A 23,486-nucleotide genomic window follows, 5' to 3' on the forward strand; every position below is an offset into this window, starting at 1 on the left:
GTTGGCCTCATCCCCGGCTGCCAACACCGAGAGCGCCGCGGTTCGGCGATACTCACCACATGGGATACGACGCCTATGGAGCTGTGGTCGCGTGGGATCCGTTGATCGCCCTCACCCGTGAACCCGAGTGGGGGCAGGTGTGGCTGTGGGACGAGACGTACGAGCCGATGGCTCCGTTCCTGTCCGTGGAGGACATGCCCGGCACCAAAGGCCATTGGAACAGCCTCTGGTACTACGGCGACTGCCTGCGCCCACAGCTCACCCCAGAGGCCCGCACACTCACCGATACCGTGCTCGGCACGCTGAACACCGGCTATGTCTTCGACGAAGAGTGGCAACCGAAGCGCCGCGATGACCTGGCGTCAGACGCGGGACCTCACGCTCAGCCGGAGCCGGAGGACTGGCGATACCTGCTGAACTACACCTTGCGCCCCGCCGGTGTGCGCGAGTTGCTCGACGCGGCCCACCGGCTGCCATGGGATCTCCTGGCCCGTCTCGGTGAGGAATGCGACGCGATACCCCTGGAGCAGCGCGAACCACCGCACGGAGCGGTGCTGTGGTTCCACGACTTCCACCAATTCACGCTCTCGCACACCACACTGCTCGAACGGGCCGCCGCCGGCGGCCACGGCGTCGTCACCATAGGCGGCTGGTGACCGAAGACGGCATGCCCATGGCTGATTCCGCACCGACGAAACGCCTGGGTGGCGCCGCCGCAGTGGGCGGAGCGTCTGGCCGGCCTCGCCACTTGGCCTCTCGAGGGCGACCCGGCCGGGCCGGTGATCGTGTGACGACCGACTTGAGCGGAGTCGAGCTCGGGCGCCAGGCGCTGATCCGGGCTGATGCCGGCCGGAAGATGAAGGCGGCGCACCGGCACATTGATGCGGCGGGACGATCACGAGCTGCTCAGGCTCGGCGTCGTGATCAGCATGATGACCGGGTGCGATCTGACCACCCCGGCCGTCGGCCGCAGCGTCCTCGCCCGCTGGGAGACCTGTCGGCGACGAGCCCCGGCACTGCCAGGTGGTGTCTGGCGGCCTGGCCTGTTTCGCTGGAAGGAACACTCCTCGGTGATGAGACGAGGCTGATCATGAACCAGAGAGGCGAATCGCGGCGCCACATCGGGCAGATGCGCGAAGCAGCCGTCGCGGCGAAAGCGGAGGCTGGGCGGACCAGCGACCCCGAGGAGCGCGGGCGGCTGGAGCGCAAGGCCCGGCAGCTGGTGTTCGACAGCGAGCAGGAGAGCATGATGGCGGCCGGGGATATCTATCCCGCGGAGTGACCGGGGCGAGCGGCACCATGCGGCCAGGACTGCGGTTCAGACCGGAACAGCGAACAGCTCAGGGGTGGGGCCCACATCGTCACCCACTGCCGCGCCGGGATTGGACGTGCGTCCCTTCTCGCCGCCGGAATCCTGAGATCCAACAGGCCCGAGGCCTCGCAGTCCCGGACACTGATGAACAGCGATCAGGTTCCGTCGACCCGATATCGGTGCTGTACGCCTTGCTGTACGTTCGGAGTATGTCGAAGCCAGTGACGATCCGAGTCCCCGAAGAGCTCCACGCGCAGCTGCAGGCGCGCGCCGAAGCCGAAGGCACCACGGTCACCTCGCTCATCACCGAGGCCGCGCGCAACGCCGTCCGCGACCCCCGCCTGGAGGGCGCCGCAGAAGTCTTCCGCGCCTTCGTCACGGACAACGCCGCGGTGTTCGACGCGGCCTTCCCCGACGACGCCCCCGCCCGGCTGGACTCCTCGATGCGGGCCGCCTGACCGTGGACCTCCACATCGACATCCGGTGGCTCCTGGAGCGCCAGGCGGAGGTCCTGCCTAAGCACCCCTCGGTCCACGACTTCTCCAACCTGGTCGCCGCCGTCGCCCGCCACCGGGTCAACACTCCCCAGGTCGGCGTCACCGTCGACAACGCCTGGCGCGCGGCCGCACTCATGCACGCCATCATCCGGCTGCGGCCCCTGCCGGCCCGCAACGCCTTGTTCGGCTCAGCCCTCGCCGTGGCCTACATGAACGCCGCCGGCGAAGGCATCAATCCCCCGTACGGCACCCTGATCGACCTCGCACGCGACATCGACGCCGGCCGAACCGACGCGTACGACGTGGCCGACCGCATCCGCTCCTGGCGGGTGTGACGGTTACAGGCCCAGCTCATCGAGCTGCTGTCCGGGCAGGGACCCCAACTCCTAAACCGCGTGGTGGGCGCGCCGGGCGGCGACCAGGGTCTGCCACCGGTCACGGGTGCCTGCGCCCAATCGCGTCAGGCCGTCCTAGGGCCTGTGTGATGTCGTGATCAGTCGAGGGGCTGGGCGGCGAGCTCAGGCAGCGGATCCGTCCACGGCGCGGCCGCAGTCTGCTCGGTGCGGGCCCACTGCCAGGGGCTGCGTCGCCCTCTGGTGCCGCTGCCCGGGAGCACGGATCATCATGGGCATCCGTCCTCGTGGGGGTGACGGCGCCGAGCAGATGCCGAGGTGCCCGGCACGACTGGGCCTGACGGAGGGCAATTCATGGTCAGTGACCAGAGGGACGACAACATCAACTGGGCGAGCGTGCTGCGGGCGGACTTCACGAGGAAGGTCGAAGGTCTGCAGCAGTACGCCTACGCCGCCGGCGCCCGCCGAGACGTGGTCCTGCAGCGTGAGTACCTGCATCAGGTCGCCCAGTTGGAGGCGTTGCCCAAGCCGTGGGAAGGCGGTGCCCGCCTCACCGTGGAGGAGTACGCCGCCGCAGTGCGGGTGCGGGCGTGGGTGCTGCATGAGCAGGAGATCGCCGCCGATCGGCAATGGGCGACGAAGCGAGGGATGAGCGAGCGGGAGTGTGAGCGGCGGGAGGCCGAGTTCCGTGCCAAAGAGCGATATCACCGCACACCGGATGGTCAGATGCTGTGTGCGGCGCTGTGTGACGACGGCAGGATCGCCCTCAACAGCGAGATACTGGAACCTGAGGTGGCCGACGGACTTCGGCAACAGATGCCGCAGTTCGCGGACCTCATCACCTTCTATTTCGACAACCAGGAGGCGGGCCGAGGGTTGCAAGGCGCACCCATCGACCGCACGCCCTTGCCGGGTCCTTCGAGCCCGTCCCTCGAGCCGCCCGTGCCGGACGGTACACCGGTTACGGCACAGTCCGGTGTTCGCGACGGCATGCCGCAGCGCCCGGCAGCCCCTGCCAAGCGCCGGCCATGGTGGCGTAGGTGCCGCCCCTAGGGCCTGCGTGACGTCGTGATCAATCAGGTGCTTTGAGCAGGTCGTTGATCCAGATCATGGAGGCGCGGAGGTGGAGGCCGGCGAGGTAACTCTCGGGCGTCTTGTCGTATCGAGTCGCGATGCCCCGCCAGGCCTTCAGCTTGTTGATCAGGCGCTCGACGGTGTTCCGCTCCTTGTAGAGACCTGCATCGTGACGTGTGGGCCGGCCGCCCCGGCTGCCTTTCCTCTTCCGGTTGGCAGTCTGGTCCTTCTTCTCCGGAATGACGGCCTTGATGTTGCGTTTGCGCAGGTAAGAGCGGTTGGCGCGGGATGAGTAGGCCTTGTCCGCGGCGACAGCCCCAGGCCGGGTCCGGGGGCGGCCGACCGGCAGACGGACCCGCACCTTCTGCAGCACGGGGACGAACTGCGGGCTGTCGGCGGCCTGTCCTGCGGTCAGGGCGAGCGACAGCGGACGGCACTTGCAGTCCGCGGCGAGATGAATCTTGCTCGTCAGCCCGCCACGGGACCTGCCGAGCAGGGCTTCCTTCAGACGGAGCTTGCGCCGTCGCCTGATGTGCCGCCGCTCTTCCCGGCCAGGGTCGTCGCTTCCGTCCTGTCCGTTCTGTTCCGGCGGGCCGCCCCCTTTTGCCGGGCCCGTTCTTGGTCAGCGGCGGCTTCCTCAAGCGCGTCCATGACCTCCTTGCCGATGCACATCCCAGCGGCGTCGTGGTGGGCCCGGGCGGTGGTGGAGTCCACGCTGACCAGTGACAGGTCCGTCTTCCCCTGACGGGCGGCCTCAGCGATCACGCCTTCCAGCAGTGCGGTGAAGACGCCGGCGTCCCTCCAGACCCGGAAGCGGCCGTAGACCGTCGGCCACGGGCCGAACTCGCCCGGCATCTCCCGCCACTGACTGCTGGTGCGAAACCGCCAGATCACTCCCTCGAACTGCTCACGCAGCCGCTCAGGGTATGGACCGTACTCGCCTATCGGCAGGAACGGCTCGATCAACTGCCACTGCTCGTCGGTGAGTTGCCTGCGCGTCACGACTGTCTTCCTACCGGATTCGCAGTCCAGACGGATCCGGATCGGCAAGATTGATCACGACGTCACACAGGCCCTAGTCGACAGCCTCTCCCCGATATCGCGTGACGCTTCGTGGGCGTACTTCAGCTGGAGCCGGAGTTCGTGCTCGGTCATCGGCTGAGGGTGTTCGGGGCTGGCAGGGTGGCGGGTTCGCTCAGGGTGGGCATCTCGGATCCGTACATGACAGGTGTGGCGTGGGCGGCTGGTGGTAGAGGCCAGCTTGTGTCGCGAGGTTCGCCGCGATCGGGCAACAGTCGACGGGCCGCGTCGAAGGACCTGACGAGTGCCGGGCCGAACGAGCCTCCCTTGTCGTGGTGAAACGGCATGAACGGAGATGACGGGAGAGCCCGTAGATCGAGGGTCTGTTCTGCACCGCCCCAGCCCTCGACCTCTTTGCACAAGCTACAGCTCTCACGATGGGCGTCACGAGAGATCATGTTCTCGGCAGCGGTCCTCTGTTCATCCTTCCTGATGCGCTGCGGCAAGGGATGGGGGGCCGGGGTGGAGAGGGCGATGCCGGGCGCGGGCGGCGTCTGCCGCGACGGAGCAGCCGTTGACGGCTTGCAGTTGTCGCATAGGCGGGGACTCCACCCGTGGGTTTTGTCGTAGCCGAACGAGGTCGTGCCGCATCCTCCGGGGCAGGAGAGTTCGCCGCGGCGTACTGCGTCGTCGACCATCAGTTCCCGGGCCGCCTGCTCGGATGCTCCGGCAGCGTCGTCCTTGCCGGTCGGGATGTGCACCATGAGTTTCAGCCCGGTCCGCTTCTTTGCGGTGGATTCCATAAGGCTCATGAGCTGTTGCAGGTCCCGAGGGTTGAAGTGGCCGCGTGGGGTCGGTACTACGCGGGAACGACACCGGTCGTTGTGAGCCCGGCTCCAGGCTTTCTCCCACTCCCCCCGGTCGTTGCTGTGGACACCGCAGACCTCAGCGAACGCCAGGAGGAGGGTGCGGTTGGGGACGGTTCGCATCTGCAGGACCCGGTTGACGGTGCTGCGGGGAAGGTAGCCGCGCCCGCGTTCTTCAAGGGTGCGCAAGGTCGGGCTGCCCTGCTTGCGGTAGATGTCGAGCATGGCGGAGTGCAGGTCTGTGAAGCTTTTGACGAGCGAGATGTTCACGGCGCTGCTGTAGCCGGCCAGGGCATCCCGTGCCCGACCTTCATCGCGCCGTGCGTGCTTCCACAGTTTCTCGACTTCTCTGAGGTCGGTGACCCCACAGGCCCTGGCGAACTCCTGCACGACGTCGAGGCGCTTCGGCACGCCCCGTCCCGATGCAGCGCGGGTAAGGGTGGCTGCGCTGTACTTGGAGCGCGCCGCGAGTTGCTCATAGGAGAGGCCTGCGCCCTCGCGCCTGGCACGGAGCCAGGACACGAGAGCGTTCAGGGTCTTCGAGCACTCGCCGATCGGATTCTCTCGGCGCCCCATGGTCAGGCCCGAGCGTGTCCGGTGTCGGACTGGCTCTGCTCGGCACGGAGGCGCCGGACCAGACGCAGGCCAAGAGCCACTGCCTCGCCGATCAGGACGATCACGCTGAGCGTGGGCATCCCAGTGGCCGCCAGTGTGACGGCCAGGACCAGGACGATCACCACGAGAACGGTCTCCGACACGGTCAACGAGCCGGCGTGCACGCACGTCGCCGTGCGGTTTGAACTTTCCATTGAATGGGCTCTCCAGACATCGCTACAGGAATGTTGCGGGCTTCAACGCAGGTCTGTACAGAGGCGGTTGCTGCCACCTCGTACGTTTGTAGTGATGTTGCAGCATCTGCACGCGGACTACGAATCCATCACGCAGCAATTCGCCTCTGTGTCCCGGTCGGTGCGGCGTCGCCGTGCCTGACCGAAGGCCGTTTTCCCCTGGTCACGGACCATGAAGCCACATTCCATTCCGCAACCACGTCCCATTGTTGACCCTGGCTGGCCGATGCCTGATCTTAGGCAGTGCACAACTCGTGGCTGGTCTAGACCGGCACGGGCCCTCCGGATACTGCGGGCTTATTCAGTTCCCCGGAAGAACAGAACCAGGTCGCTGTTGCTGCGGGGACCTGGCTCAAGCCCTGGCGCTGCACAACAGCAGCGCCAGGGTTCACCCGCTGATCACGCTCCGCCAGCCACGTACCAGGTCGTTGTCGTCCTGCGACCGCGTCAGCGGACCGCCCGCCGCCGTCGGGTACGTCGGCGACGACTTGGACCTGCCCCTGCCCGACCCCGGATTCACCGACCGGATCCGCGCCCTGACCGCCGCCCGGCGCCGGACGAACTCCGCCGCCAGAGCCGTCAGACGCCACGGAAAGAAGATGCTGCCCGAACGCCCTGCGGCCTCACCCGGACACTCCCCGTGGCGCCGGCAGACGAAAACCTGCACCTGACACGTCGTTCCGATCCGCGCCGGGGGAGGGCCGGTCCTGCTCCCACCCCAGGGCGGACCGGTGATGCTCGCGTCGCTCGCGTCCACACGTCATTCTGGCCGGTCGGGTCTGCCGGGCGCGGTGGCCGGGCGGTGGGCCGGGTGTTCAGCAGACAATGCGGAGATCTGCCCGGCCCCTGCCGTTCGTCCTTGCGAGTCGGCCGTAGCAACTGATGCCCTGCCGGGTCGGATTGACGCCATCGCGTCATGATCTGCGGTGCTGACGCGTCACCGTGTTCTGCGGATTTCACCCGTGAGGGGGGACTGTGGTTATGTCCGCCCTTGGGCTCGGACCTAATCATCACCACGACGGCCGGGTCGACACGGGTCCTTTCATCTAGATCTCAGTCCGGAGAGGGAGCGGACGGCGATTGCTGGCCCGGCCCGCAAGCAGGGGACGCCCTCGCAGACACGGCGGCCGGCGAGGAGCAGCAGCGTAAGGGGCCGAAGCGGGGCCGCTAACGAGGGGAGCAGGACATGGCGACACCAACGCCAGAGGAGCAGCCAGGAGAGGCGTTCACGGCAGCCGCCGCCGAGGCGGTGCAGACTTCCAAGATGGCGTTCCGTCTGGTCGTGGCCATTGCTGATGCGGTGCGGCGTCAGCAGCAAAAGAAGGCGGGGAAGGAAGAGGAACTGCCGCCCCTTGACGAGTCGCTTGTCGAGGGCTACGAAGCGGTACGTCCGCAGCTGCCCATGGACATCGGCACGGCGTTGCTGGACAGTGCCGACTGGCCGCAACTGGCGCAGCAACTCGTAGCCCTGCGCCGTGCGGGGGTGGACCTGGAGGCTATGCTCCCGCGCGTCGGAGAGATCGCGGTGACGATGCGGGATGCGGTCACCGCGAACGCCGCACGTGTGGCCCGCGAGGGCACGGACACGTGGGCGAAGATGCTGCGGGAGACGATGCCGGCGGGGCCGGTGCGCGAGGCGATTCTGTCCTCTCCGGCGTGGCCCGAGATGGCGGCGACGATGGCGAAGCTGGACGAGCGCGGCGTAGACGTGCGGTTGATCCTCGCGTCCGCGCACGAGGAAGGCGTCGGCGTAGACCAGGCAGTGGCGAAGGTGCTCGCGGTCGCCGAGGTGCCGACCACGAGCCGCGACGCGATGCTGTCGTACGGGCCACTGACCATCGGTCTGGACGTCCCCACAAACTTGAAGTTGGACGACCGGGAACACGCCCTCCACATGCAGCTGGGCATTGACCCGTCGGAGCATCAGCGCTACGTGCGGTTGGTGCGCGAGGCGATGCCTGGAATGGAGCGGGAGGCGGACCTGCTCGTCGCCTCGAAGGAGTGGCCCCTGATCGCCGCGCGGATGGCCGACATGGAACGCGACGGCAAGCCGGTTACGGCGCACCTGGCACGTCTGTCGAAGGACACGTCATGGCAGGAGGGACCGAAGACGCAGGTGGGGGGACGGCTGGTCCAGGCCGCTAACGACGCACTGTGCAGGGCAGTCGGCGGACCGGCGACGGAGTCCCGCGTGAAGGTGAACACCATCGCGGCCCGGTCGCAGTCGCCGAGCGTGAGACCTACTAAGGCGACCGCGGCGAAGGGCGCGGCGCCCACCTCACCGGCGGTGGCTCCGCACCGGGAGGCCGGGCCCGTCGCGAAGGACGGCAAGACCAAGTAGTCCACGCCCCAACGCACGGGTGCCGCAGGCCCTTTCGGGTCTGCGGCACACGTCGTTTCGGCGTCAGGGTCGGGTCGCGCCGAGGTAGTCATCCTGGGGCATTGCCGAGGTGAGGGGGGCGAGTTCCACGTGGCGCCCGGTGCGCGGCGCGTGGAGGACTTTGCCGTCGCCCGCGTAGATCGCGACGTGGTAGACGAAGCCGTCACTGTGTGCCCAGAACAGCAGGTCGCCCGGCTGGAAGTCGGCTCGGGCAACGGCCCGGTCGGAGGTGGCTCCGTACTGTGCGGCGGCGGTGCGCGGCAGTCTGACGGAGGACCAGTAGGCGTACTGGACCAGGCTGGAACAGTCGAATCCGGTGGTCGAGGACGCGGCGCACCGGCCGCCGCTGTAGCCGTTGTTGCCGTCGCAGAATCCGGTCGACGGACCCGACGGGCCGCCGCCGCCGTATGCGTACGGGGTGCCCATCCGGGTGCCTGCCTTGCGCAGGGCGTCCGGGCCAGTGCCGGATCCGGATACCTGGAGCCGGCCGAGGCCCTGGAACCTCTTCATGGTGGAGAGGATGAGCTGGACGTAGTTGTACGTCTCACCGTTGGCGAACGACTGCGGGGGCACTCCGCCGAACTCGACGACGCGTCCCCATCCTGCGTTGTAGCCGCCCAGCGCGAGCGCTCGTACGTCGCCGGGGTAGCCGGAGTTCTTCGCCTGCTTGAGCAGGGAGCACATCATGCGGCCCTGCGCCATGACGGCGTCACCGATGTCCCAGGGGGAGACCTCGCCGTTGCCGTCGGAGTCACGGCCCCAGGTCGTCCAGGTGCCGGGCATGAACTGCGCGGGCCCCTGCGCGCCCGCGCTGGAGGTGGCCTCCTCCTCACTGGTCTTGAACTTCGACTCCTGCCAGAGCTGTGCGGCGAGCAGCGCCGGCGTCATGGCGGGCTGGTCGCATTCGGCGTCGGCCTTGAGGATCCAGGATCTGAACTCGGCTGGTACGCCCTGGAGTCCGCCGCCACCGTCGGACAGGTCGATGGCCTCGGCGTCCTCGCCGACGATCACCATCACGATCAGGCTGATCGCCACCACGAACAGGCCGATGAACGCGGCGGCGGCGCTGATGAGCACCTTCAAAGTTGTCCCCCCGTGTACTCGACTTTCTACCGGTACTAGATCATGTGACCTTCCGGGCACGCTCCGTGGTTCGGCTGCGACCCCCGAGTTCAAGCGGTGACCTGAGCATCACGTAGGGTCAGGTGCCGTCTCATGGGGGCGGTTCCGTTTGCGCTGCTCGAACCTTCCGTACGACGGGCTTGGCTATCCGACGGGGGCATGACCGATGAACGCAGTATTCGGTATTGTGAACACTATTTCGCTGGCATTTCCGATGACGGCCGGTGATCATTGATTCATGCCTAAATGCTCTGCGCAATAAGGGTGTTGACGGGTGGAGCGGCGTGCCGGGTCCTATCGTCTGAGCCCCTGGCGATCACGAGAGAACGCGACCCGTGTTTGCAGTGATGCACGCTAACCTCAGCATTTCTTGCGGTCAGGCCAGCGACTGACGCGCAGTCAAAAAGGGGGAGTTGTGACGTAATTGGCCCATTCGATCGCCTCAATGCCGCCGAGACAGGCGGAGATGGGGCCCCGGTACGCGCTGCTTCCCGTCGGGTACGGCATCGCAGTGGCGACGGTCGCCGAGATTCTTGACGGCGGCGCCGGCGGGAAGCGGGCCCGGGTCATGGATCCGGGCGAGCCGATCCCGTACGGGGCAGAGCCGGTGATCCTGGCGGAGACGACCCTCTACGGCGTGACGTCCGTGGAGCAGACGCTGCTCCACTGGGGCGATTTGCCCCGGCCGTGGCTGGTGCTGGTCGCCGACGCGCCAGTCCGCCCGGTCGCGGAGGCGCGCTACCTCGTCCGTGCTCTGGAGGGGCGGCTGGCCGGTCTGGTGACCTTGCCGTACCTGCCGGTCCTGCGCGCCGTCACAGGCCCTGAAGAGGCCCTGCTCCACAAAGATGTCCAGGCCGCGGCCGAGAAGCTGCGGCGCACGATGGAGGGGAACTGAACATGACGCTGTCCACCCAGCTCTACACGCTCGCCGGACACCTGGCGGCGAAGGATGACCCCGAGGGGGGTCTCATCCCGGGGGCCAAACCGACGAAGATTCCGGGGCTGTCAGGCCCCGTCTCGGAGATCTTCGGCTACGGATTGTGGCTGCTGATCCTGGCCGGGGTCGGGGGCGCGGGCTACGGCGTCTACAAGCTTGCAGTCTCGGACAAGTCCCGCAACGGGGGCGGGTCCGAACCGTTCAAGTGGATGGGCGGCGGGATCGCCGCGATTCTGCTGTCGAGTTCCCTGATCGCCATCCTCAACGGCATCGCGGGCTGAGGGCCATGGGACGCACCAGGGGGACGTGGAACACCAAGGGAGCCTGGCTCGCGGGCACCGCGCTCGCGGCCGTTCTGGCCCTGACGGGCTACGTGGCGTTCAGCGGGGACGACGACGGCAAGGACACTCCGGGCAGTGCCGGTTCGAGCGCGGGTGCGAGCACGCCCCCGGCCGCCGACCCCGGCCCGACGTACGCGGCGCCGGAAGACTGGACCGAGCCCGAGCGGTGGGTTGCGCTTCCGCGGGGGAAGCGCACCGACGAGAGCGGGAGCGAGGTCGGCTTCCCCCGGACCACCGAAGGGGCCGTCGCGATGGCTGCCGCCTCCAACTCGACCGCCATTGAGGGCGGCAGTACCGCCGTCGACGAGCAACTGCGGATCTACTACTCATACCTCAGCGCGGCGGACCAGTCGTCGGAGGCCGCCGAGAAGGTCGAGCTGCGCGCGTTGCAGACGGACAAGACGCTCGCCCGGCAGATGGGCGTAAGCCCGGGTGGGCCGCTGCCGTCCGGCGCGTACGTACGCAGTGCCGTGGTGGGCTACCAGATCATCGAGGAGTCGGGCAGCGAGGTCACTGTGTGGCTGCTGTCGCGTGTGACGCAGAAGAACGGGGAGAGCGCGAAGGAGTCCGGCTCCTACACCCGCACGCTGGCCGGCGCGCAGTGGACCGGCGGCGACTGGAAGGTGACGGGCGCCGCCACCCAGCAGGCTCTGCGGGACACCGAGGGGAAGGCCCGGCCGGAGATGGGGGCCCCGGGTGACGCCGCGTTCAACGCGGCCGGGTGGACGGCCATCCGGGAAGCGTCGTGAAGCGCCGACTGGCAGCGCTGCTCCTCGCCTTGGTCGCGGTGCTCGGGCTGTCGGTGTCCCTACCGCAGCCCGCGTTCGCCGACGGGCCGATCGACGGCGGCGTGGAGGTCGCCTGCGACGTCACTACGGGAATCGCCTGGGCCGTGCTGCCGGACACGGGGGACATGTGCGACAAGGTCGGCGACGCGGTCGCGAAGAAGATCAAGGCGGAGTGGAAAGCTGTCTGGGACAGTGCCCTCGGCGACGTCATCAAGTCCGCTGCCGACGTGACGAAATGGATCATCAAGAAGGTTCTGACCGTCGCGCTCATGGGCCCGTCGCTCGACTTGGCGGCCACGGGCTTGTGGGACGGGGACGCCACACTCGCCGGGATGCTGACCTGGCTCGGTCTGGTCATCGCCGTGGCCGGGATGATGTGGCAGCTCGGCAAGATGGCACTCACCGGGGAGACCAAGCACGCGGGCAGAGCGATGCTCGGCTGGGTGGAGAACATCCTGCTGTCCGCCCTCGGCGTGAGCATGTTCGCGCTTCTGCTGGTGGCGGGGGACGCCCTGACCACCGGCCTGGTGAACGCGACCTTCGAGGACGACGGGCAGGCGTACGAGCGGATCGTCGCGGTCATGGTCCCCGTCTACATCGCAAACCCGATCACGCTGCTGTGCATCGTCACGGTGCTGCTGCTGGTCGGCTTCATGCAACTGGTCACCGTGTTCCTGCGGGAGAGCGCGATTCCGATCATCTGTCTGCTGCTGCCGGTGGCCGGCGGCGGTCGGTCGGGCGGGGACGCCACCCGTCAGTGGGCACCCAAGCTGATCACCGCCGGGCTGGTGGTCGTGACCTACAAACCGATTCTGGCGATCATCATCTGTACGGGATTCGCCGAGTTCGGCCACTCGAAGACGCTGGTGGAGTGGCTGCGCGGCTGCGCGACCCTGGTCCTCGGCGTCCTCGCGCCCGGCCCGCTCACCAAGATCTTCGCGCCGTTCGGCGCGGCGGTCGGCGGCGGCATGGCCGCCGGTGGGGCGAGCGGGGCGTTCGGCGCGGCTGCGGGCTACATCAGCGGCAGCGGCAAGGGTGGCGGAGGCAGTGACGACGGCGGCGATTCGCCGACCAGCGCCGTGCAGCACGCTCAGTACGTCCAGCAGAGCATGGACAGCCAGGGCGGGGGCGAGGGCGGCGGTGCGGGGGCCGATGCCCAGGCGCAGGCCGCCCGGAACGAGGCGGCCATTCCCGGCCAGGCAGCGGCCGGCAGCGGCGAGGCGGCGGCGGGTGCCGGTGCGGCGGGCGGCGAAGCCGCGGGCGCGTCGGGCGCGACCGGTGCCGCGGCTGCCGCAGGCCCGGTCGGTATCGCGGCCGCGGCCACCATTCAGGTCCTGGACGGCGTCAACGACGCGATCCAGGGCGCGGGCGGAGAGATGGGCGGCGGGAAGCAATGACCTCTCACGAGGTACCCACGACGCTGATGGTCGACGGCTTCCGGGCGCGTCAGAGTTTCGGGTTCGGCGGGCTGTCCAGAGGGGCGACGATATTCGCGGTCGCGGTGCTGGTGGCGGACGGGCTGCTGGCCACCCAGGCGCCGGTCACGCTTCTGGTCACGCTGCCGTTGACGGCCGTGATGCTCGTGCTGGCGGCCGCACGCCGGCAAGGCATGCCCGCGCTGGCCTACTACTGGGCGCGGATCTCCTGGTGGCGGGCCTCCAGGGTGGAGGCGACCTCCTACCGCCGCGTGCTGCTGCCGCACCCGTACGCCCTGGATCTGCCGGGGGTGGGAGCGCGGGCCACGCTGATCAAGGCCCACGATCCGACCACCGGCAAAACGGTCGGGGTGGTGCACGACCGGGTGACGGGGCGGATGACCGTCAGCACGCTGCTGGCCCCCGGCGGCAGCCTGATGGCCCCCACCGGGGCGGTGCAGAGCGGTCTGCGCACCTGGTCGTCCGTGCTGGACGCGATGAGTACGGACGACCAGATCAAGGGCGCGACGGTGACGATCCAGATCACCCCGGGCGCGGGGGAGGCCCTCGGCGACGACGTGCGGGCCCGCAAGGACCCGGGTGCGCCGCAGCTGGCCCGGGACATCATCGACGAGCTGGTGCGCACCACCCCGCACGCCACCGCCAGTGTGGCGCCGTGGATGTCGGTCACCGTCGACCCCAACGCGACCGCGACCCCGCCGGTGGATCTCGCCGAGCAGGTCGCGGAGACGCTGAAGGTGGTCGACTCGATCGACCTGTCCGGCACCGGAACCGACGTGGAGCGCCGGGCGACCGACGTTGACCTGCGCCGGATCGTGCGCGCCGCGTACGACCCGGAGGTCTTCAACGCCCGCGACTCGGCGATCGCGGAACTCAGCTGGAGCGAGTGCGGGCCGCAGGCCGCCGACGACGGCTGGGAGGAGTACAGCCACGACGGGGCGGTGTCTGTCAGCTGGGTGCTGCGCGAGATGCCACGCCGCCCCATCCCCTACTCCGTGCTGCTGCCGCTGCTGGCCCCGGGCCGCTTCCAGCGCCGCATCACCCTCGCCTACCGCGTGCTGGACCCGTACGAGGGCGAGGCCGTGCTGGAGCGGGAGATCAGCCACGCCCACCAGCGGGCGCAGGCGACCGCCGAGGTCAAGGGCCGGGCGAAGTACAGCCAGCGCGCCGACGCGCATCGGGCGGAGAAGGCCGCCGCCCAGGTCGCCGGTGGGTCCCAGGTGGTCGACTGGACGCTCATGGTGACGGTGACCGCCCGCAGTACGGCCGACCTGCCCGCCGCGCGCCAGGAGCTCCAGCGCGCGGTGAAGGCGACGCGCAGCATCCGCATGAGGCCCGCGTACGGAGCCCAGTCGGCGGTGTTCGCCGCCGGACTGCCCCTCGGCTACAACCCGCTGGTGAAGGACTGACGATGGCACGGCAACCGAAGCCGCCCGTGGTGACCACACCCAAGCGTGTGACGCGGGTGGTCGAGCAAACTCCCAGCCGCGAGGAGCGGCAGGCCGAGAAGAAGCTCAAGGGGCGGTTCGCGCCCCGGCTGGGATGGGGCGGCCGGTTCGGCGGCCAGGTACCGGTCGAGGACGCGGGCACCGTCTACACCGGCCCCACCAGCCAGGCCGGCGGCATCTACCCCTTCCTCCTCGGCTCCGGCCTGCCTCCGCGCGGCGTGCCGGTCGGACGGGACGTCCTCACCGGCGAGCTGGTCGCCATCGACCCGTCCGGCTGGACCGGCAAGCTCACGACGAACCCCGGCGTGTGGGTCATGTCCCAGCCCGGCGCGGGCAAAAGCGCGCTGGTCAAACGGGTGTGCCTCGTCTACAGCGCGTACGGGCATATGGTGTGCATCCCCGGTGACGTCAAGGGCGAGTACAGCACGCTGATCAGCGAACTCGGCGGCTCCGTCGTACGGATCGGCGACGGCATCGGCCGCCTCAACCCGCTCGACAGCGGCCCGCTGAAGGGGAGCGTGCAGTGGCTGCCGGTCAAGCGCCGGGAGGCCCTGCTCGACGTCCTGAACGGGCGCCGTTTGGAGACGCTGGTCGCGCTGCTGTCCACGAAGCACGGGCTCGGCAGAGCCCCCAACGAGGTCGAGCGCAGCGCGCTGGACACCGCCGTCCAACTCGCCTCCGCCGCCCAGGCGGAGGGCAGCGACCCCATCGTTCCCGACGTGGTCCGGGTGCTGCGGGAGGCACCGGAGGAGCTGCGGGCGAAGCTCGCCGCCGACGGCGAGCGCTACCGGGACCTGACGAGAAGCGTCATCGCCGGTCTCGACAACCTGATCGGCGGCCCTTTGAAGGGTCTCTTCGACGGGCCGACCACCACCCCGCTGGACATCAACTCGCCCGCGGTCTCCGTAGACATCTCCGCCCTGCGGGCTCGCGGAAACGACGTCGTCTCCGCCGGGATGATCGCCACGTGGGCGTACACCTACAGCGCGATCGACAGCGCCCGCAGCATCGGGCTGATGGACCGCAAACTCGTGCTGCCGATGGACGAGATGTGGCGGGCCCTGCGGTCCGGGCCCGGCCTGGTAGACGCGATGGACGCCATCAGCCGCCTCAACCGCACCACCGACGACGTCACGCTCTACGTCACGCACTCCCTGCTCGACGTCGAGGCGCTGCCCACCGAGACCGACCGCGCCAAAGCGCGGGGCCTGATGGACCGGTGCGACACCTGGGTGATCGGCGCGTCATCCGAGGAGGAGCTGCGCCGGGTGACCGGCAAAAGGTCCCTCACCGAGCAGGAGCGCATGATGATCGGCTCGTGGTCGTCCGCGACGAGCACCGGACTCGACATCGAACCCACCCAGGACGACGGGGCCCGCCTGGTGGACGAAGAGGGCACCCGCCACCCGGGACGCGGCAAGTACCTGATCAAGATCGGCACCAGGCCGGGGATCGCGGCGTCGCTGGAGCTGACCGCGACCGAACAGCGCCTGTACCGCACGGACACCAACCGCCGCAGGGCGACGACCACGGGGGACGGCAGCCGATGATGACGGAGAACGACCGTGCATGGGCCTTCGGCGGCATCGTGCTCGGGGGAGCGGTCACGCTGTCCGTCTCGACATGGGCCGGGGCGGCGGCCGGCGCCGCACTGACCGGCGAGGACGTCGCGCCCTTCCCCCTGTCCCTGGTCGGCGCCTACCAGATGGCCACCGACTGGTCGACGGCGTGGCCGCACTCCCAGACCGCGTCCACCATCGGCGCGGGGCTGCTCGATCTCGCTGTCGTCGCCCTCGTCGTGTGGGGGCTGCGGTGGGCGTTCCGCTGGTTCCGCAACCCGAGCAGTCTGGCCACCCTGCACCAGGTGCGGGAGCTGACACCGAAACACGCGACCCGTACCGCGACCCGGCTGCGCGCCTCGCTGAAGGACATCAGGCCGAAGGAGATCCCGGCCCGGGACCGTGGGGTGCTCCTCGGCGACCACCGGCCGTCCGGTGTGGAACTGCGCGGGTCGGACGAGGACACCTACATCGCCATCATGGCGCCCCGCGCGGGCAAGTCGACGTCGCTGGCCATCCCCGTGGCCGAAGAAGCCCCGGCGGCCCTGCTGTTGACCAGCAACAAGGCCGACGTCTATGCCGCCACCCTCGGGAGCCGGTCGAAGGTCGGCCAGGCCTGGATTCTCGACACCCAGGGCGTCGCGCAGGCCGAGCGGGACATGTGGTGGGACATGGTCGCCCAGGCGGACACTCTGGAGAACGCGGAACGCCTCGCCTCGCACTTCGTCACCCAGATCACCAACGAGCAGGCAGACCCGTTCTGGTCCCAGGCCGCTGGTAATTTGCTCGTCGGCCTCTTCCGGGCCGCCTGGTGGGAACGAGGCACCGTACGGGACGTCATGAAGTGGCTGGCCGACCCGAAGGAGAAGGCCCCTCTCCGCATCCTCTACCAGCGCGAACCCGTGCTCGCCGAACAGGTCGAATCCTCCATCAACATCGCCGAAGAGACCCAGTCGGGCATCTACCAGAACGCCCGGACCGCCATGTCCGCCCTGCGGGACGAGAAGGTGCTCGCGTGGGTGACGCCGGACAAGCACCGGCCCTGCTTCGACCCCGAGCACTTTGCCACCAGCAAGGACACCCTCTACCTCCTGTCGAAAAAGGGCGGGCCCGCGTCCGCCGTGGTGGCCGCACTCGCCGACGCGGTGTTCACCGCCGGCGCCGAGGCGGGCGAACGCGCGGGCGGCCGCCTGCCCGAGCCGATGCGCGCCGTCCTGGACGAGGCCGCCAACATCTGCAAAATCGCGGACCTCCCCGACCTGTACTCCCACCTCGGCAGCCGGGGCATCACCCCGTTCGTGATCCTCCAGTCGTACCGCCAAGGGGTGAAGGCGTGGGGCGAGGTCGGCATGGACGCGATGTGGAGCGCGGCCACCAAGAAGTTGATCGGCGTCGGGATCGACGACGCGAAGTTCGCTCAGGACATCAGCACGCTGACCGGCGCGCACCACGTCGAGCGCGGCTCGTTCTCCAAGAGCAAGGACGGCGAAAGCCGCAGCTGGTCCGAGCAGCGCGAGCAGGTACTCGACCCTGCAGAGATCCGCTCCATGAGGAAGGGAACGGCCCTGCTGCTGGCCACCGGTATGCCCGTCGCGCAGATCGGACTGCGCCCCTGGTACGCGGAGGAGGTGCTGGCGCACATCGGCCCGCAGATGGCCGCCGAGGAGGCCGCCCTCACCAAGCGCGCCGTCGCGGCGTACGCGGACCGGCAGGCGGCCCGCCGTGCCCGATGAACCAGGCGAGACACCGCGGTTGGACGTGCCGGCCGGCATGTTCGAGGACATCGAAGACCTCAAGGCCCAGCTCGCGGCCCTGACCGCCGAGGTTCAGGCCCTCACCGAGGGCGGTGAGCCGGGCGAGGCACCCGACGACGCGGCGGCGGCCGGCGGGGAGAGCGACGATGGAACGGACGAAGACGAGTGGCAGTACCCGCCGTTCATCCTGCTGCTCGATCCCCCGCAGTACGACGACGAGATGCGCGCTCTGATCGAGTGGGTGGAGTGCGTACTCGTTCCCGGCTACCTGGCTGAGCCGAGCGCCGATGCCCGCTGGTGCCCCGAGTGGTTCGAGCATCCTGTCGCCATCGCCCGCCTCCATGCTCTGTGGCTGGCATGGCAGGAGCTGACCGACCCGGCGTCCTGCGGGTACACCGGCCCCTCGGTCTGGCACCGGGACCACTTGGACCCGGCCCTGCGCGAACTGCGCAGCTCCCACGGGCCGTTCGCGGGCTGCACCAAGAACGAGCACCAGATCGACCACCGCCTGCCCGGCATCGTGCCCAGCGCCTGGCGCGGTGCCGGGCCGTGACCATCTACCTCCGACAACCCGTCAGCGAGCGCGGCCGGGGCTGCTCTCCTGACCCGGGCCGTGAGGCGGGGCCGTGCTCGTGCTGCGCGGCGCGACCGACAAGAACTCGCTCGACCTGCTGCGCGAGACCGCCGTCACCGCGGCGGACAGGTTCGTCGCGGCGGCCTCCCAGCACATGGCGACCTCGACGAACCGCCTCTGATCTCGGCGCGTCCTCCCCGATGATGAACCCCTACAAGAAGGAGCCATATGTCCACCCCAGGCAACGGAACTTCCATCACCCACGAGCTGGAGACGCATGGCTGGTCGAACGAGGAGACTGCCGCGTACGAGGCCGCAATCGAGGCGGTGAACGGGCTGGTCGGCGCCTACACCGCGGTGATCGCCGCCGAGGAGGCCAAGGCCCAGCCGAACCGCGAGGCGGTCGACGCCGCTCTGGCCGCGCAGCACCGGCTCGCCCGCGAAAGGGAGGCGCTGCGCTCCACTGACCACCAGCAGATCGCCGAAGCCCGCGCCCGCTACTCCGCTCTGGCCCGCGAGGTCCGGCCCGAGACCGATCCGGCCCACCCCGCAGACGGCAACCGGCCGAAGGCCTTCGACGACGTGCCGACCGCCACGGTGTACGACGTCTTCGCGGAAACCGCCTCCCGGCTCATCGGCCTGCTCATGGCCCGCGCTCAGGCCGGGGCTGAGGCAGAACAGTCGCAGCAGTGGCAAGAGCGGGCGCATGCCGTACGCGCAGCCACCCGGCGGGTCCCGGCGCGCGACCGCGACGAGCTGCTGGAGCAGATCGCGCAGTGGCAGAGCGACATCGCCCGCCTGGAGAGCCGGTGAGCACTGCACAGCCCAGTGACTACTTCCTCGATGACGGCCAGCTTCGGACGCTCTTCGAGGAAGTGGTCCGACCCTTCGTCTTCGACGGATACAGCCCGCAGTCCCAGCCCGTGCTGGCGCTGTTCGGCGCCCAGCAGGGCGCGGGCAAGAGCCAGGCCATCGCCGCCCGGCGGCAGGAGCCGGACGGAGGCGATCTGGTCGCGTTAAGCCCGGACGACCTGCGCCCCTTGCACCCTCGGTACGCGGAGGTGCTGGCCGCCCACCCCCTGCTGATGAAGGACGCCACGGCGCAGGCCACCACGGCTTGGGTCGCCATGAGCCACGAGCATGCGCGCCAGCACGGCTACGGACTGCTCCTGGAGGGGACCTTCAAGGACCCGCAGGCGCTGCTGACCATCGCCGACACGTATGCGGCTTACGGCTATCAGGTCGAGATGACTGCCCTCGCTGTCCGGCTGGAACGCAGCAGCCTGGACACCCTCAACCGTCACCTGCCGGCGCACGATGCCGCACCGGGCCGCTGGGTCTATCCCGACCGGTCCCAGAACGCCTACCGCATGGTCCCCCTTGCCGTGACGGCAGCCGAGGCCGCTCCCCAGATCCACCGGATCAAGGTCACCAACCGGACCGGTCAAGACCTCTACACCAACGTGCGCACCCCAGACGGATCCTGGCTGCGGGAGCCTGTCGGGGCAGCTGCCATCGAGGCCGAACGGGCCCGCCCGCTGCCGGCCGCGGAAGCGGCCGGGTGGCTGCGCCTGTGCCACCGCGTGGCGATCAACTTCACCGCCGCCGAGCACCTCAACGACACCACCCTCGACGCGCTCTACCGCATGCTGGGCGACGCACACCGCATCGGGCCGATGGCAGCCTGGACGGACGCCGACCGCTCCCGGCACTCAGCGGTGGAAGCACTCCTCACCGCCATGGCGACCACGACCCCGTGGGACCTCGCAACCAGCCGCAGTCTGCTCGGTGCCGTCCGAGAGCTGGAGAAGGGCCCCGACAGCACAACCGTCGAACCGCTCCACCGCATCAAGGAGCGTGCGGCCGCCCGCCTGCACCCAATGGTGCAGTCCCTGCCGGTGGCAGCGGCCCGCCAGCCCTCGCCAAGCACGATCGACCCCGCCGAAGTCGAGCGGTACCGTCTCCCGGAGGCGGAGAATCGGAGGATCTTCCGTGAGAGGATCATCCCCCAGCTGCTGGCCGGGCGGGACCCGCAGACGATCCCCACGGTGGTCTTCATCATCGGCCAGCCCGGTGCGGGCAAGAGCCGCGTCACCGAGGACGTCGCAGCGGCTCTCAACCGGCACGGCGGCTTCGTGGACGTCGACAGCGACCTCTACAAGCCCTACCACCCGGCCTACGGCGACCTGATGGCACGGGACGACACTCTCATGGCCGCCTACACCCGTGCCGATGGCCGGGCCTGGATGGCGCAGGCAGAGGAGTACGTCCGCTCGCACGGGCTCAACGCGATCATCCAGGAGACCTCCCAGAACGCGCTGGCCGTGGAGGACAAGATGCGGGCCTACCGCCAGTCGGCCGTCCGTCTGGAAGCCCTGTTCATGGGCGTCTCTCGCGCGGAGAGCAACCAGGGCATCGCCGCACGCTACTTCGAGCAGCTCGCCGACCGCGGTCAGGGACGGCTCACCGTCCAGGCCAACGCCGACCAGTCGTTCAGCGGCATCCTGGAGCTGGCCGACCGGGTCGACCACGGATATCTGGTGGACCTGGCCAGCGTCTACCGCCGAGGGGAGACCAAGCCCCGGTACAGCAACAGCCTGAACGACGACACCCAGTGGATCAGGCCACCTGCCCTCCGCGCGAGTATCGAAGCCGAGCGGGCCCGACCCCTGTCGCCGGCGGCGAGCCAGAACTTCGTCGACACCCAGCTCCGGCTGCGCGAAACAAGCCGCGGACTCGGACCGGAGTGGCACGAGAGGCTGTCCAGAATCGAGCGGGAGGCCGCTGCGATCCTGCCGCCCGCAGCCGTCCAGCGGCTCGCGCCGGCCCGGCCGTCATCCGCGGCAGCCCGGCTGCGCAGCACGACGACCACCAGACGGCCGGACGGCCCACCGGCGGCCGGGACAGACCCGCGGGGCTCCGGGCAGTCCGGTCGGCCCTACCGCCCAGACGGCCCCGATGCTGACCGCGGCCGGAGCCGGTAGCCGTCCTAGCGCGCCGCCGTAGAGGGCCGCGAAGCGGCTGACCAAGGCCAGGGCCCGCAGCTCATCACCGCCCTGGTCGGCCACGACTAGTCCGGCCCGCCTCCGTCGTCGTCCTCGTCCAGCTCCGGCGCCTCCGGGTCGCGCAGCGGGCGCAGGGCGCCAGCGGCCGGGGTGGAGGCGGTGAAGCTGTAGCGGCCGAGCAGGTTCAGGTTGCGGTGCTTGAGCGGGCGGACACCCCGCAGCTGAGCGACGGCTTCGACACGACGCTCGCCCCGTACGGGGCGCGGATCACCTACCGGCGCGAGACCGGCGCGAGCGAGCACACCTGGCACGCCAGCGTCTCCGGCTACCGCGTCCTTGCCAACGGCATCGTCGACATGGACGCCACCAGCATCGAGCTGTCGAGCACCACCGACACCACCGTCACCCCCGACTGGCTGATGCGCCTGATCGAGGGCCACGCACCCAGCCGGTAGCCCGCCCGAACCACGGCGACCCCCCGGCCGCGCGCCGGGGGGTCGCCGTATGACCCTCAACCACTGCCGACGCCGGGTACGAGGATCCACGAGTTTCGTGGCCGAAGCCGCGCAGGGCAATGCCACGGACTGCGGAGATCTGACTGATCGGCCCCGGAGCTACGGGTACGGACCCTGGCTCCGGCCCGGGCTGGTGCGGGGGAGTCGACCAGGCGAGGTGCCCCATGGCTGAGTAGGGGCCGGAGCCACTGGCATTGGCTCCGGCCTCCTGTGTCGTTCATTGGTGCCGTCAGTCGGTGGTCGCGTGCGGTTCGAGGAGGGCGAAGTACGTCTCACGCTGTTCGTCGGTCAGTTTCCCGCCGAGCGAGAGGTCCCTGCGCAGTACGTACAGGGTGTCGGTTGCCGGTACGCCCCACTTGGCGTTGGCCTGACGCTGGATCTCCCCGATGGTGGCGTACGCCTCGCCGGGGAAGTGGCGGATGAACCAGACGAGCATTTTGCCCACCGGCGGCGTGAGGTTGAGCAGGTACCAGGACTCCTCCTTCTTGGACTCCTCGGCGTAGTCGGCGAGGTCGGCCATCACCGCGCGCTGCACGACGGCGCCAAGGTCCTCGGTGGGGATGATGCGGTCGAGGCTGGAGGCGACGGACCAGGAGAGCTCTCCCGCGATCTCGGCGACGGACTCCTGGTTGCGCTGGCGCAGCACCCATCGCTTGCGCACGTCGGGCCGGTCGAACAGGGTGTGCTGGAAGTCGGCGGCGAACCGGTCGCGTACCTCGGCCGCGCCGGGCGAGAGGCTGTCGCGGTCGCCGGCGGACATCGCGGCCCCGACCCCCTCGTAGGAGCGCTGGCGGGCCTCCGCCCAGTCGTCGGCCACCGCGCGGGCCCACTGGTCTCGGCCGCCGACGACGGCCTGCGGCCTCGGGACCTCGCTGTTGCCGCGCGAGATGTAGGCCCGCAGCGTCGAGGCGCTGATCCCGCCCAGCTCGGCCATCTCCGGGGCGCCGATCAGCTGCGCCCCTGTCAGCTCGGGGCTGGAGACGTCGACCACGCACCGCTCCGGCTCGAGCGTGTTCTCCTGCTCCTGGCGGCGCTCGGCCCACAGCGCCAGGTGGTCGAGCCAGTTGTCCGGCGCGGTCTCGTCGGGGTTGAAGGTGAGCACCTTGCCGATGTATGCCCGGGCCGGGTCGGCGCGGCCGTCGAGCATGTCGGAGGCGGTGACGGTGACGGCCATGCGTGCCTTGCGCCGGTCGTAGTCCTGCGCGACGGGATCCCAGACCTGGCCGGGCCGGTACCAGGTCTCGCCGTTCCACCAGTAGCCGCCGGCCCGGAACAGCAGCTGGTCCTCGGCCCACTGGCTGTGCAGGAGGGATGTGTCGCCGTCGCGCATGAGCAGCACGGTCCGGCCGTGGCCGGGGCGGTAGCGCACCGACCAGCCGAGGGAGTGCTGCTTGGGGTCGGTGGTGAAGGCGCGCCAGCCGCCGTCGGCGCGGTTCTTGTCGAAGCGGCCCCACATGCCGGTGGCCTCGTGACGGCCGACGGCCTCGATGGCCTCCGGGCCCTCGTCGAGCGGAAGGTGGGAGTCGTCGACGAACGGCAGACCCGGCACCGGGTGGTCGGTGCGCAGGCCGTTCGCGAGCGGGAGAACGTGACTCAAGGCTGATTCCTCGTCTCACTTCGAGTGCTGCATCCTTATGCATCACTGAACCTGTATCTC

22 protein-coding genes and 2 pseudogenes are annotated in these 23,486 nt (G+C 69.5%); 18 read left to right on the top strand and 6 right to left on the bottom strand.

Annotated elements, in window-relative coordinates; genetic code table 11:
- Positions 1 to 59 precede the first annotated feature (59 nt).
- The 5 genes from ACFWV8_RS17790 (at position 60) to ACFWV8_RS17810 (ending at position 3,215) form a co-directional block, all read left to right on the top strand.
- Positions 60 to 656: a hypothetical protein gene (locus ACFWV8_RS17790; RefSeq protein ID WP_384202547.1), complete on the top strand. Its 597-nt coding sequence runs from the start codon at positions 60 to 62 to the stop codon at positions 654 to 656.
- Between the two features lie 434 nt (positions 657 to 1,090).
- Positions 1,091 to 1,282, top strand: a complete 192-nt coding sequence (locus ACFWV8_RS17795) for a DUF6381 family protein (protein WP_384202550.1) — start codon at positions 1,091 to 1,093, stop codon at positions 1,280 to 1,282.
- Between the two features lie 239 nt (positions 1,283 to 1,521).
- Positions 1,522 to 1,770 (top strand): YlcI/YnfO family protein, encoded by a 249-nt coding sequence (locus ACFWV8_RS17800; protein ID WP_384202553.1) that lies wholly within the window; start codon positions 1,522 to 1,524, stop codon positions 1,768 to 1,770.
- Positions 1,771 to 1,772: 2 nt separating this feature from the next.
- Positions 1,773 to 2,144, top strand: coding sequence for a toxin Doc (locus ACFWV8_RS17805; protein WP_384202556.1), 372 nt, complete (start codon positions 1,773 to 1,775; stop codon positions 2,142 to 2,144).
- A 372-nt stretch (positions 2,145 to 2,516) separates the two neighbouring features.
- Positions 2,517 to 3,215, top strand: coding sequence for a hypothetical protein (locus ACFWV8_RS17810; RefSeq protein WP_384202559.1), 699 nt, complete (start codon positions 2,517 to 2,519; stop codon positions 3,213 to 3,215).
- 19 nt (positions 3,216 to 3,234) lie between these two features.
- Here the strand turns inward: ACFWV8_RS17810 and ACFWV8_RS17815 are convergent.
- The 3 genes and pseudogenes from ACFWV8_RS17815 to ACFWV8_RS17825 form a co-directional block, all read right to left on the bottom strand.
- Positions 3,235 to 4,238, bottom strand: a pseudogene (locus ACFWV8_RS17815) (IS5 family transposase).
- 149 nt (positions 4,239 to 4,387) lie between these two features.
- The gene (locus ACFWV8_RS17820; RefSeq protein WP_384202562.1) at positions 4,388 to 5,698 is read right to left on the bottom strand and encodes a helix-turn-helix domain-containing protein; all 1,311 of its coding nucleotides are present in this window, start codon (positions 5,696 to 5,698) and stop codon (positions 4,388 to 4,390) included.
- A gap of 2 nt (positions 5,699 to 5,700) precedes the next feature.
- A complete protein-coding gene (locus ACFWV8_RS17825; RefSeq protein ID WP_384202565.1) occupies positions 5,701 to 5,931 on the bottom strand; it encodes a hypothetical protein in 231 nt (76 codons plus the stop codon).
- Between the two features lie 1,225 nt (positions 5,932 to 7,156).
- Here ACFWV8_RS17825 and ACFWV8_RS17830 point away from each other — a divergent pair.
- A complete protein-coding gene (locus tag ACFWV8_RS17830; RefSeq protein WP_384202568.1) occupies positions 7,157 to 8,311 on the top strand; it encodes a hypothetical protein in 1,155 nt (384 codons plus the stop codon).
- 63 nt (positions 8,312 to 8,374) lie between these two features.
- Here ACFWV8_RS17830 and ACFWV8_RS17835 read toward each other — a convergent pair whose 3' ends face one another.
- Positions 8,375 to 9,427, bottom strand: a complete 1,053-nt coding sequence (locus ACFWV8_RS17835) for an NlpC/P60 family protein (protein ID WP_384202571.1) — start codon at positions 9,425 to 9,427, stop codon at positions 8,375 to 8,377.
- A 490-nt stretch (positions 9,428 to 9,917) separates the two neighbouring features.
- Between ACFWV8_RS17835 and ACFWV8_RS17840 the strand changes: the two genes are divergently transcribed.
- From ACFWV8_RS17840 to ACFWV8_RS17890, 11 genes are all read left to right on the top strand, one after another.
- Positions 9,918 to 10,367 (top strand): hypothetical protein, encoded by a 450-nt coding sequence (locus ACFWV8_RS17840; protein ID WP_384202574.1) that lies wholly within the window; start codon positions 9,918 to 9,920, stop codon positions 10,365 to 10,367.
- Between the two features lie 2 nt (positions 10,368 to 10,369).
- Positions 10,370 to 10,690: a hypothetical protein gene (locus ACFWV8_RS17845; RefSeq protein WP_384202577.1), complete on the top strand. Its 321-nt coding sequence runs from the start codon at positions 10,370 to 10,372 to the stop codon at positions 10,688 to 10,690.
- 5 nt (positions 10,691 to 10,695) lie between these two features.
- The gene (locus tag ACFWV8_RS17850; protein ID WP_384202580.1) at positions 10,696 to 11,499 is read left to right on the top strand and encodes a hypothetical protein; all 804 of its coding nucleotides are present in this window, start codon (positions 10,696 to 10,698) and stop codon (positions 11,497 to 11,499) included.
- A complete protein-coding gene (locus tag ACFWV8_RS17855; protein ID WP_384202583.1) occupies positions 11,496 to 12,935 on the top strand; it encodes a hypothetical protein in 1,440 nt (479 codons plus the stop codon). Before ACFWV8_RS17850 ends, ACFWV8_RS17855 begins: the two co-directional genes overlap by 4 nt.
- On the top strand, positions 12,932 to 14,383 hold the full coding sequence (locus ACFWV8_RS17860; RefSeq protein WP_384202586.1) for an SCO6880 family protein: 1,452 nt from the start codon (positions 12,932 to 12,934) through the stop codon (positions 14,381 to 14,383). The genes ACFWV8_RS17855 and ACFWV8_RS17860 overlap by 4 nt, the downstream gene beginning before the upstream one ends.
- A 2-nt stretch (positions 14,384 to 14,385) precedes the next feature.
- Positions 14,386 to 15,972: an ATP-binding protein gene (locus ACFWV8_RS17865; protein WP_384202589.1), complete on the top strand. Its 1,587-nt coding sequence runs from the start codon at positions 14,386 to 14,388 to the stop codon at positions 15,970 to 15,972.
- Positions 15,972 to 17,714, top strand: coding sequence for a type IV secretory system conjugative DNA transfer family protein (locus ACFWV8_RS17870; RefSeq protein ID WP_384202592.1), 1,743 nt, complete (start codon positions 15,972 to 15,974; stop codon positions 17,712 to 17,714). The genes ACFWV8_RS17865 and ACFWV8_RS17870 overlap by 1 nt, the downstream gene beginning before the upstream one ends.
- The gene (locus ACFWV8_RS17875) at positions 17,704 to 18,288 is read left to right on the top strand and encodes a DUF4913 domain-containing protein (protein WP_384202595.1); all 585 of its coding nucleotides are present in this window, start codon (positions 17,704 to 17,706) and stop codon (positions 18,286 to 18,288) included. Before ACFWV8_RS17870 ends, ACFWV8_RS17875 begins: the two co-directional genes overlap by 11 nt.
- Positions 18,289 to 18,361: 73 nt before the next feature.
- Positions 18,362 to 18,490 carry a hypothetical protein gene (locus ACFWV8_RS17880; protein WP_384202598.1) on the top strand — a complete coding sequence of 43 codons (129 nt, stop codon included), beginning with the start codon at positions 18,362 to 18,364 and terminating at the stop codon, positions 18,488 to 18,490.
- 47 nt (positions 18,491 to 18,537) lie between these two features.
- Positions 18,538 to 19,122: a hypothetical protein gene (locus tag ACFWV8_RS17885; RefSeq protein WP_384202601.1), complete on the top strand. Its 585-nt coding sequence runs from the start codon at positions 18,538 to 18,540 to the stop codon at positions 19,120 to 19,122.
- Entirely contained in the window at positions 19,119 to 21,293 is a 2,175-nt protein-coding gene (locus ACFWV8_RS17890) for a zeta toxin family protein (protein ID WP_384202604.1), read from the top strand. The genes ACFWV8_RS17885 and ACFWV8_RS17890 overlap by 4 nt, the downstream gene beginning before the upstream one ends.
- Positions 21,294 to 21,379: 86 nt before the next feature.
- Here the strand turns inward: ACFWV8_RS17890 and ACFWV8_RS17895 are convergent.
- Positions 21,380 to 21,595 (bottom strand): annotated as a pseudogene (locus ACFWV8_RS17895) (hypothetical protein); the annotation flags it as partial.
- On the opposite strand from ACFWV8_RS17895, the gene ACFWV8_RS17900 reads away from it, so the two are divergent.
- Positions 21,509 to 21,769, top strand: a complete 261-nt coding sequence (locus ACFWV8_RS17900; RefSeq protein ID WP_384202726.1) for a hypothetical protein — start codon at positions 21,509 to 21,511, stop codon at positions 21,767 to 21,769. The pseudogene ACFWV8_RS17895 and the gene ACFWV8_RS17900 sit on opposite strands and share 87 nt — an antisense overlap.
- Positions 21,770 to 22,058: 289 nt before the next feature.
- On the opposite strand, the gene ACFWV8_RS17905 is transcribed toward ACFWV8_RS17900, so the two are convergent.
- Positions 22,059 to 23,426, bottom strand: a complete 1,368-nt coding sequence (locus ACFWV8_RS17905) for a helix-turn-helix transcriptional regulator (protein ID WP_384202607.1) — start codon at positions 23,424 to 23,426, stop codon at positions 22,059 to 22,061.
- Between the last annotated feature and the right edge of the window lie 60 nt (positions 23,427 to 23,486).

The organism is Streptomyces sp. NPDC058665 (genome assembly GCF_042714995.1).
GTDB lineage: Bacteria > Actinomycetota > Actinomycetes > Streptomycetales > Streptomycetaceae > Streptomyces.

Bases quoted from the DNA above. Each gene is read 5' to 3' on its own strand.
- ACFWV8_RS17790 (WP_384202547.1), top strand. From the start codon at position 60: ATGGGATACGACGCCTATGGAGCTGTGGTCGCGTGGGATCCGTTGATC.
- ACFWV8_RS17795 (WP_384202550.1), top strand. From the start codon at position 1,091: ATGAACCAGAGAGGCGAATCGCGGCGCCACATCGGGCAGATGCGCGAA.
- ACFWV8_RS17800 (WP_384202553.1), top strand. From the start codon at position 1,522: ATGTCGAAGCCAGTGACGATCCGAGTCCCCGAAGAGCTCCACGCGCAG.
- ACFWV8_RS17810 (WP_384202559.1), top strand. From the start codon at position 2,517: ATGGTCAGTGACCAGAGGGACGACAACATCAACTGGGCGAGCGTGCTG.
- ACFWV8_RS17820 (WP_384202562.1), bottom strand. From the start codon at position 5,698: ATGGGGCGCCGAGAGAATCCGATCGGCGAGTGCTCGAAGACCCTGAAC.
- ACFWV8_RS17825 (WP_384202565.1), bottom strand. From the start codon at position 5,931: ATGGAAAGTTCAAACCGCACGGCGACGTGCGTGCACGCCGGCTCGTTG.
- ACFWV8_RS17830 (WP_384202568.1), top strand. From the start codon at position 7,157: ATGGCGACACCAACGCCAGAGGAGCAGCCAGGAGAGGCGTTCACGGCA.
- ACFWV8_RS17840 (WP_384202574.1), top strand. From the start codon at position 9,918: ATGCCGCCGAGACAGGCGGAGATGGGGCCCCGGTACGCGCTGCTTCCC.
- ACFWV8_RS17845 (WP_384202577.1), top strand. From the start codon at position 10,370: ATGACGCTGTCCACCCAGCTCTACACGCTCGCCGGACACCTGGCGGCG.
- ACFWV8_RS17850 (WP_384202580.1), top strand. From the start codon at position 10,696: ATGGGACGCACCAGGGGGACGTGGAACACCAAGGGAGCCTGGCTCGCG.
- ACFWV8_RS17860 (WP_384202586.1), top strand. From the start codon at position 12,932: ATGACCTCTCACGAGGTACCCACGACGCTGATGGTCGACGGCTTCCGG.
- ACFWV8_RS17865 (WP_384202589.1), top strand. From the start codon at position 14,386: ATGGCACGGCAACCGAAGCCGCCCGTGGTGACCACACCCAAGCGTGTG.
- ACFWV8_RS17870 (WP_384202592.1), top strand. From the start codon at position 15,972: ATGACGGAGAACGACCGTGCATGGGCCTTCGGCGGCATCGTGCTCGGG.
- ACFWV8_RS17885 (WP_384202601.1), top strand. From the start codon at position 18,538: ATGTCCACCCCAGGCAACGGAACTTCCATCACCCACGAGCTGGAGACG.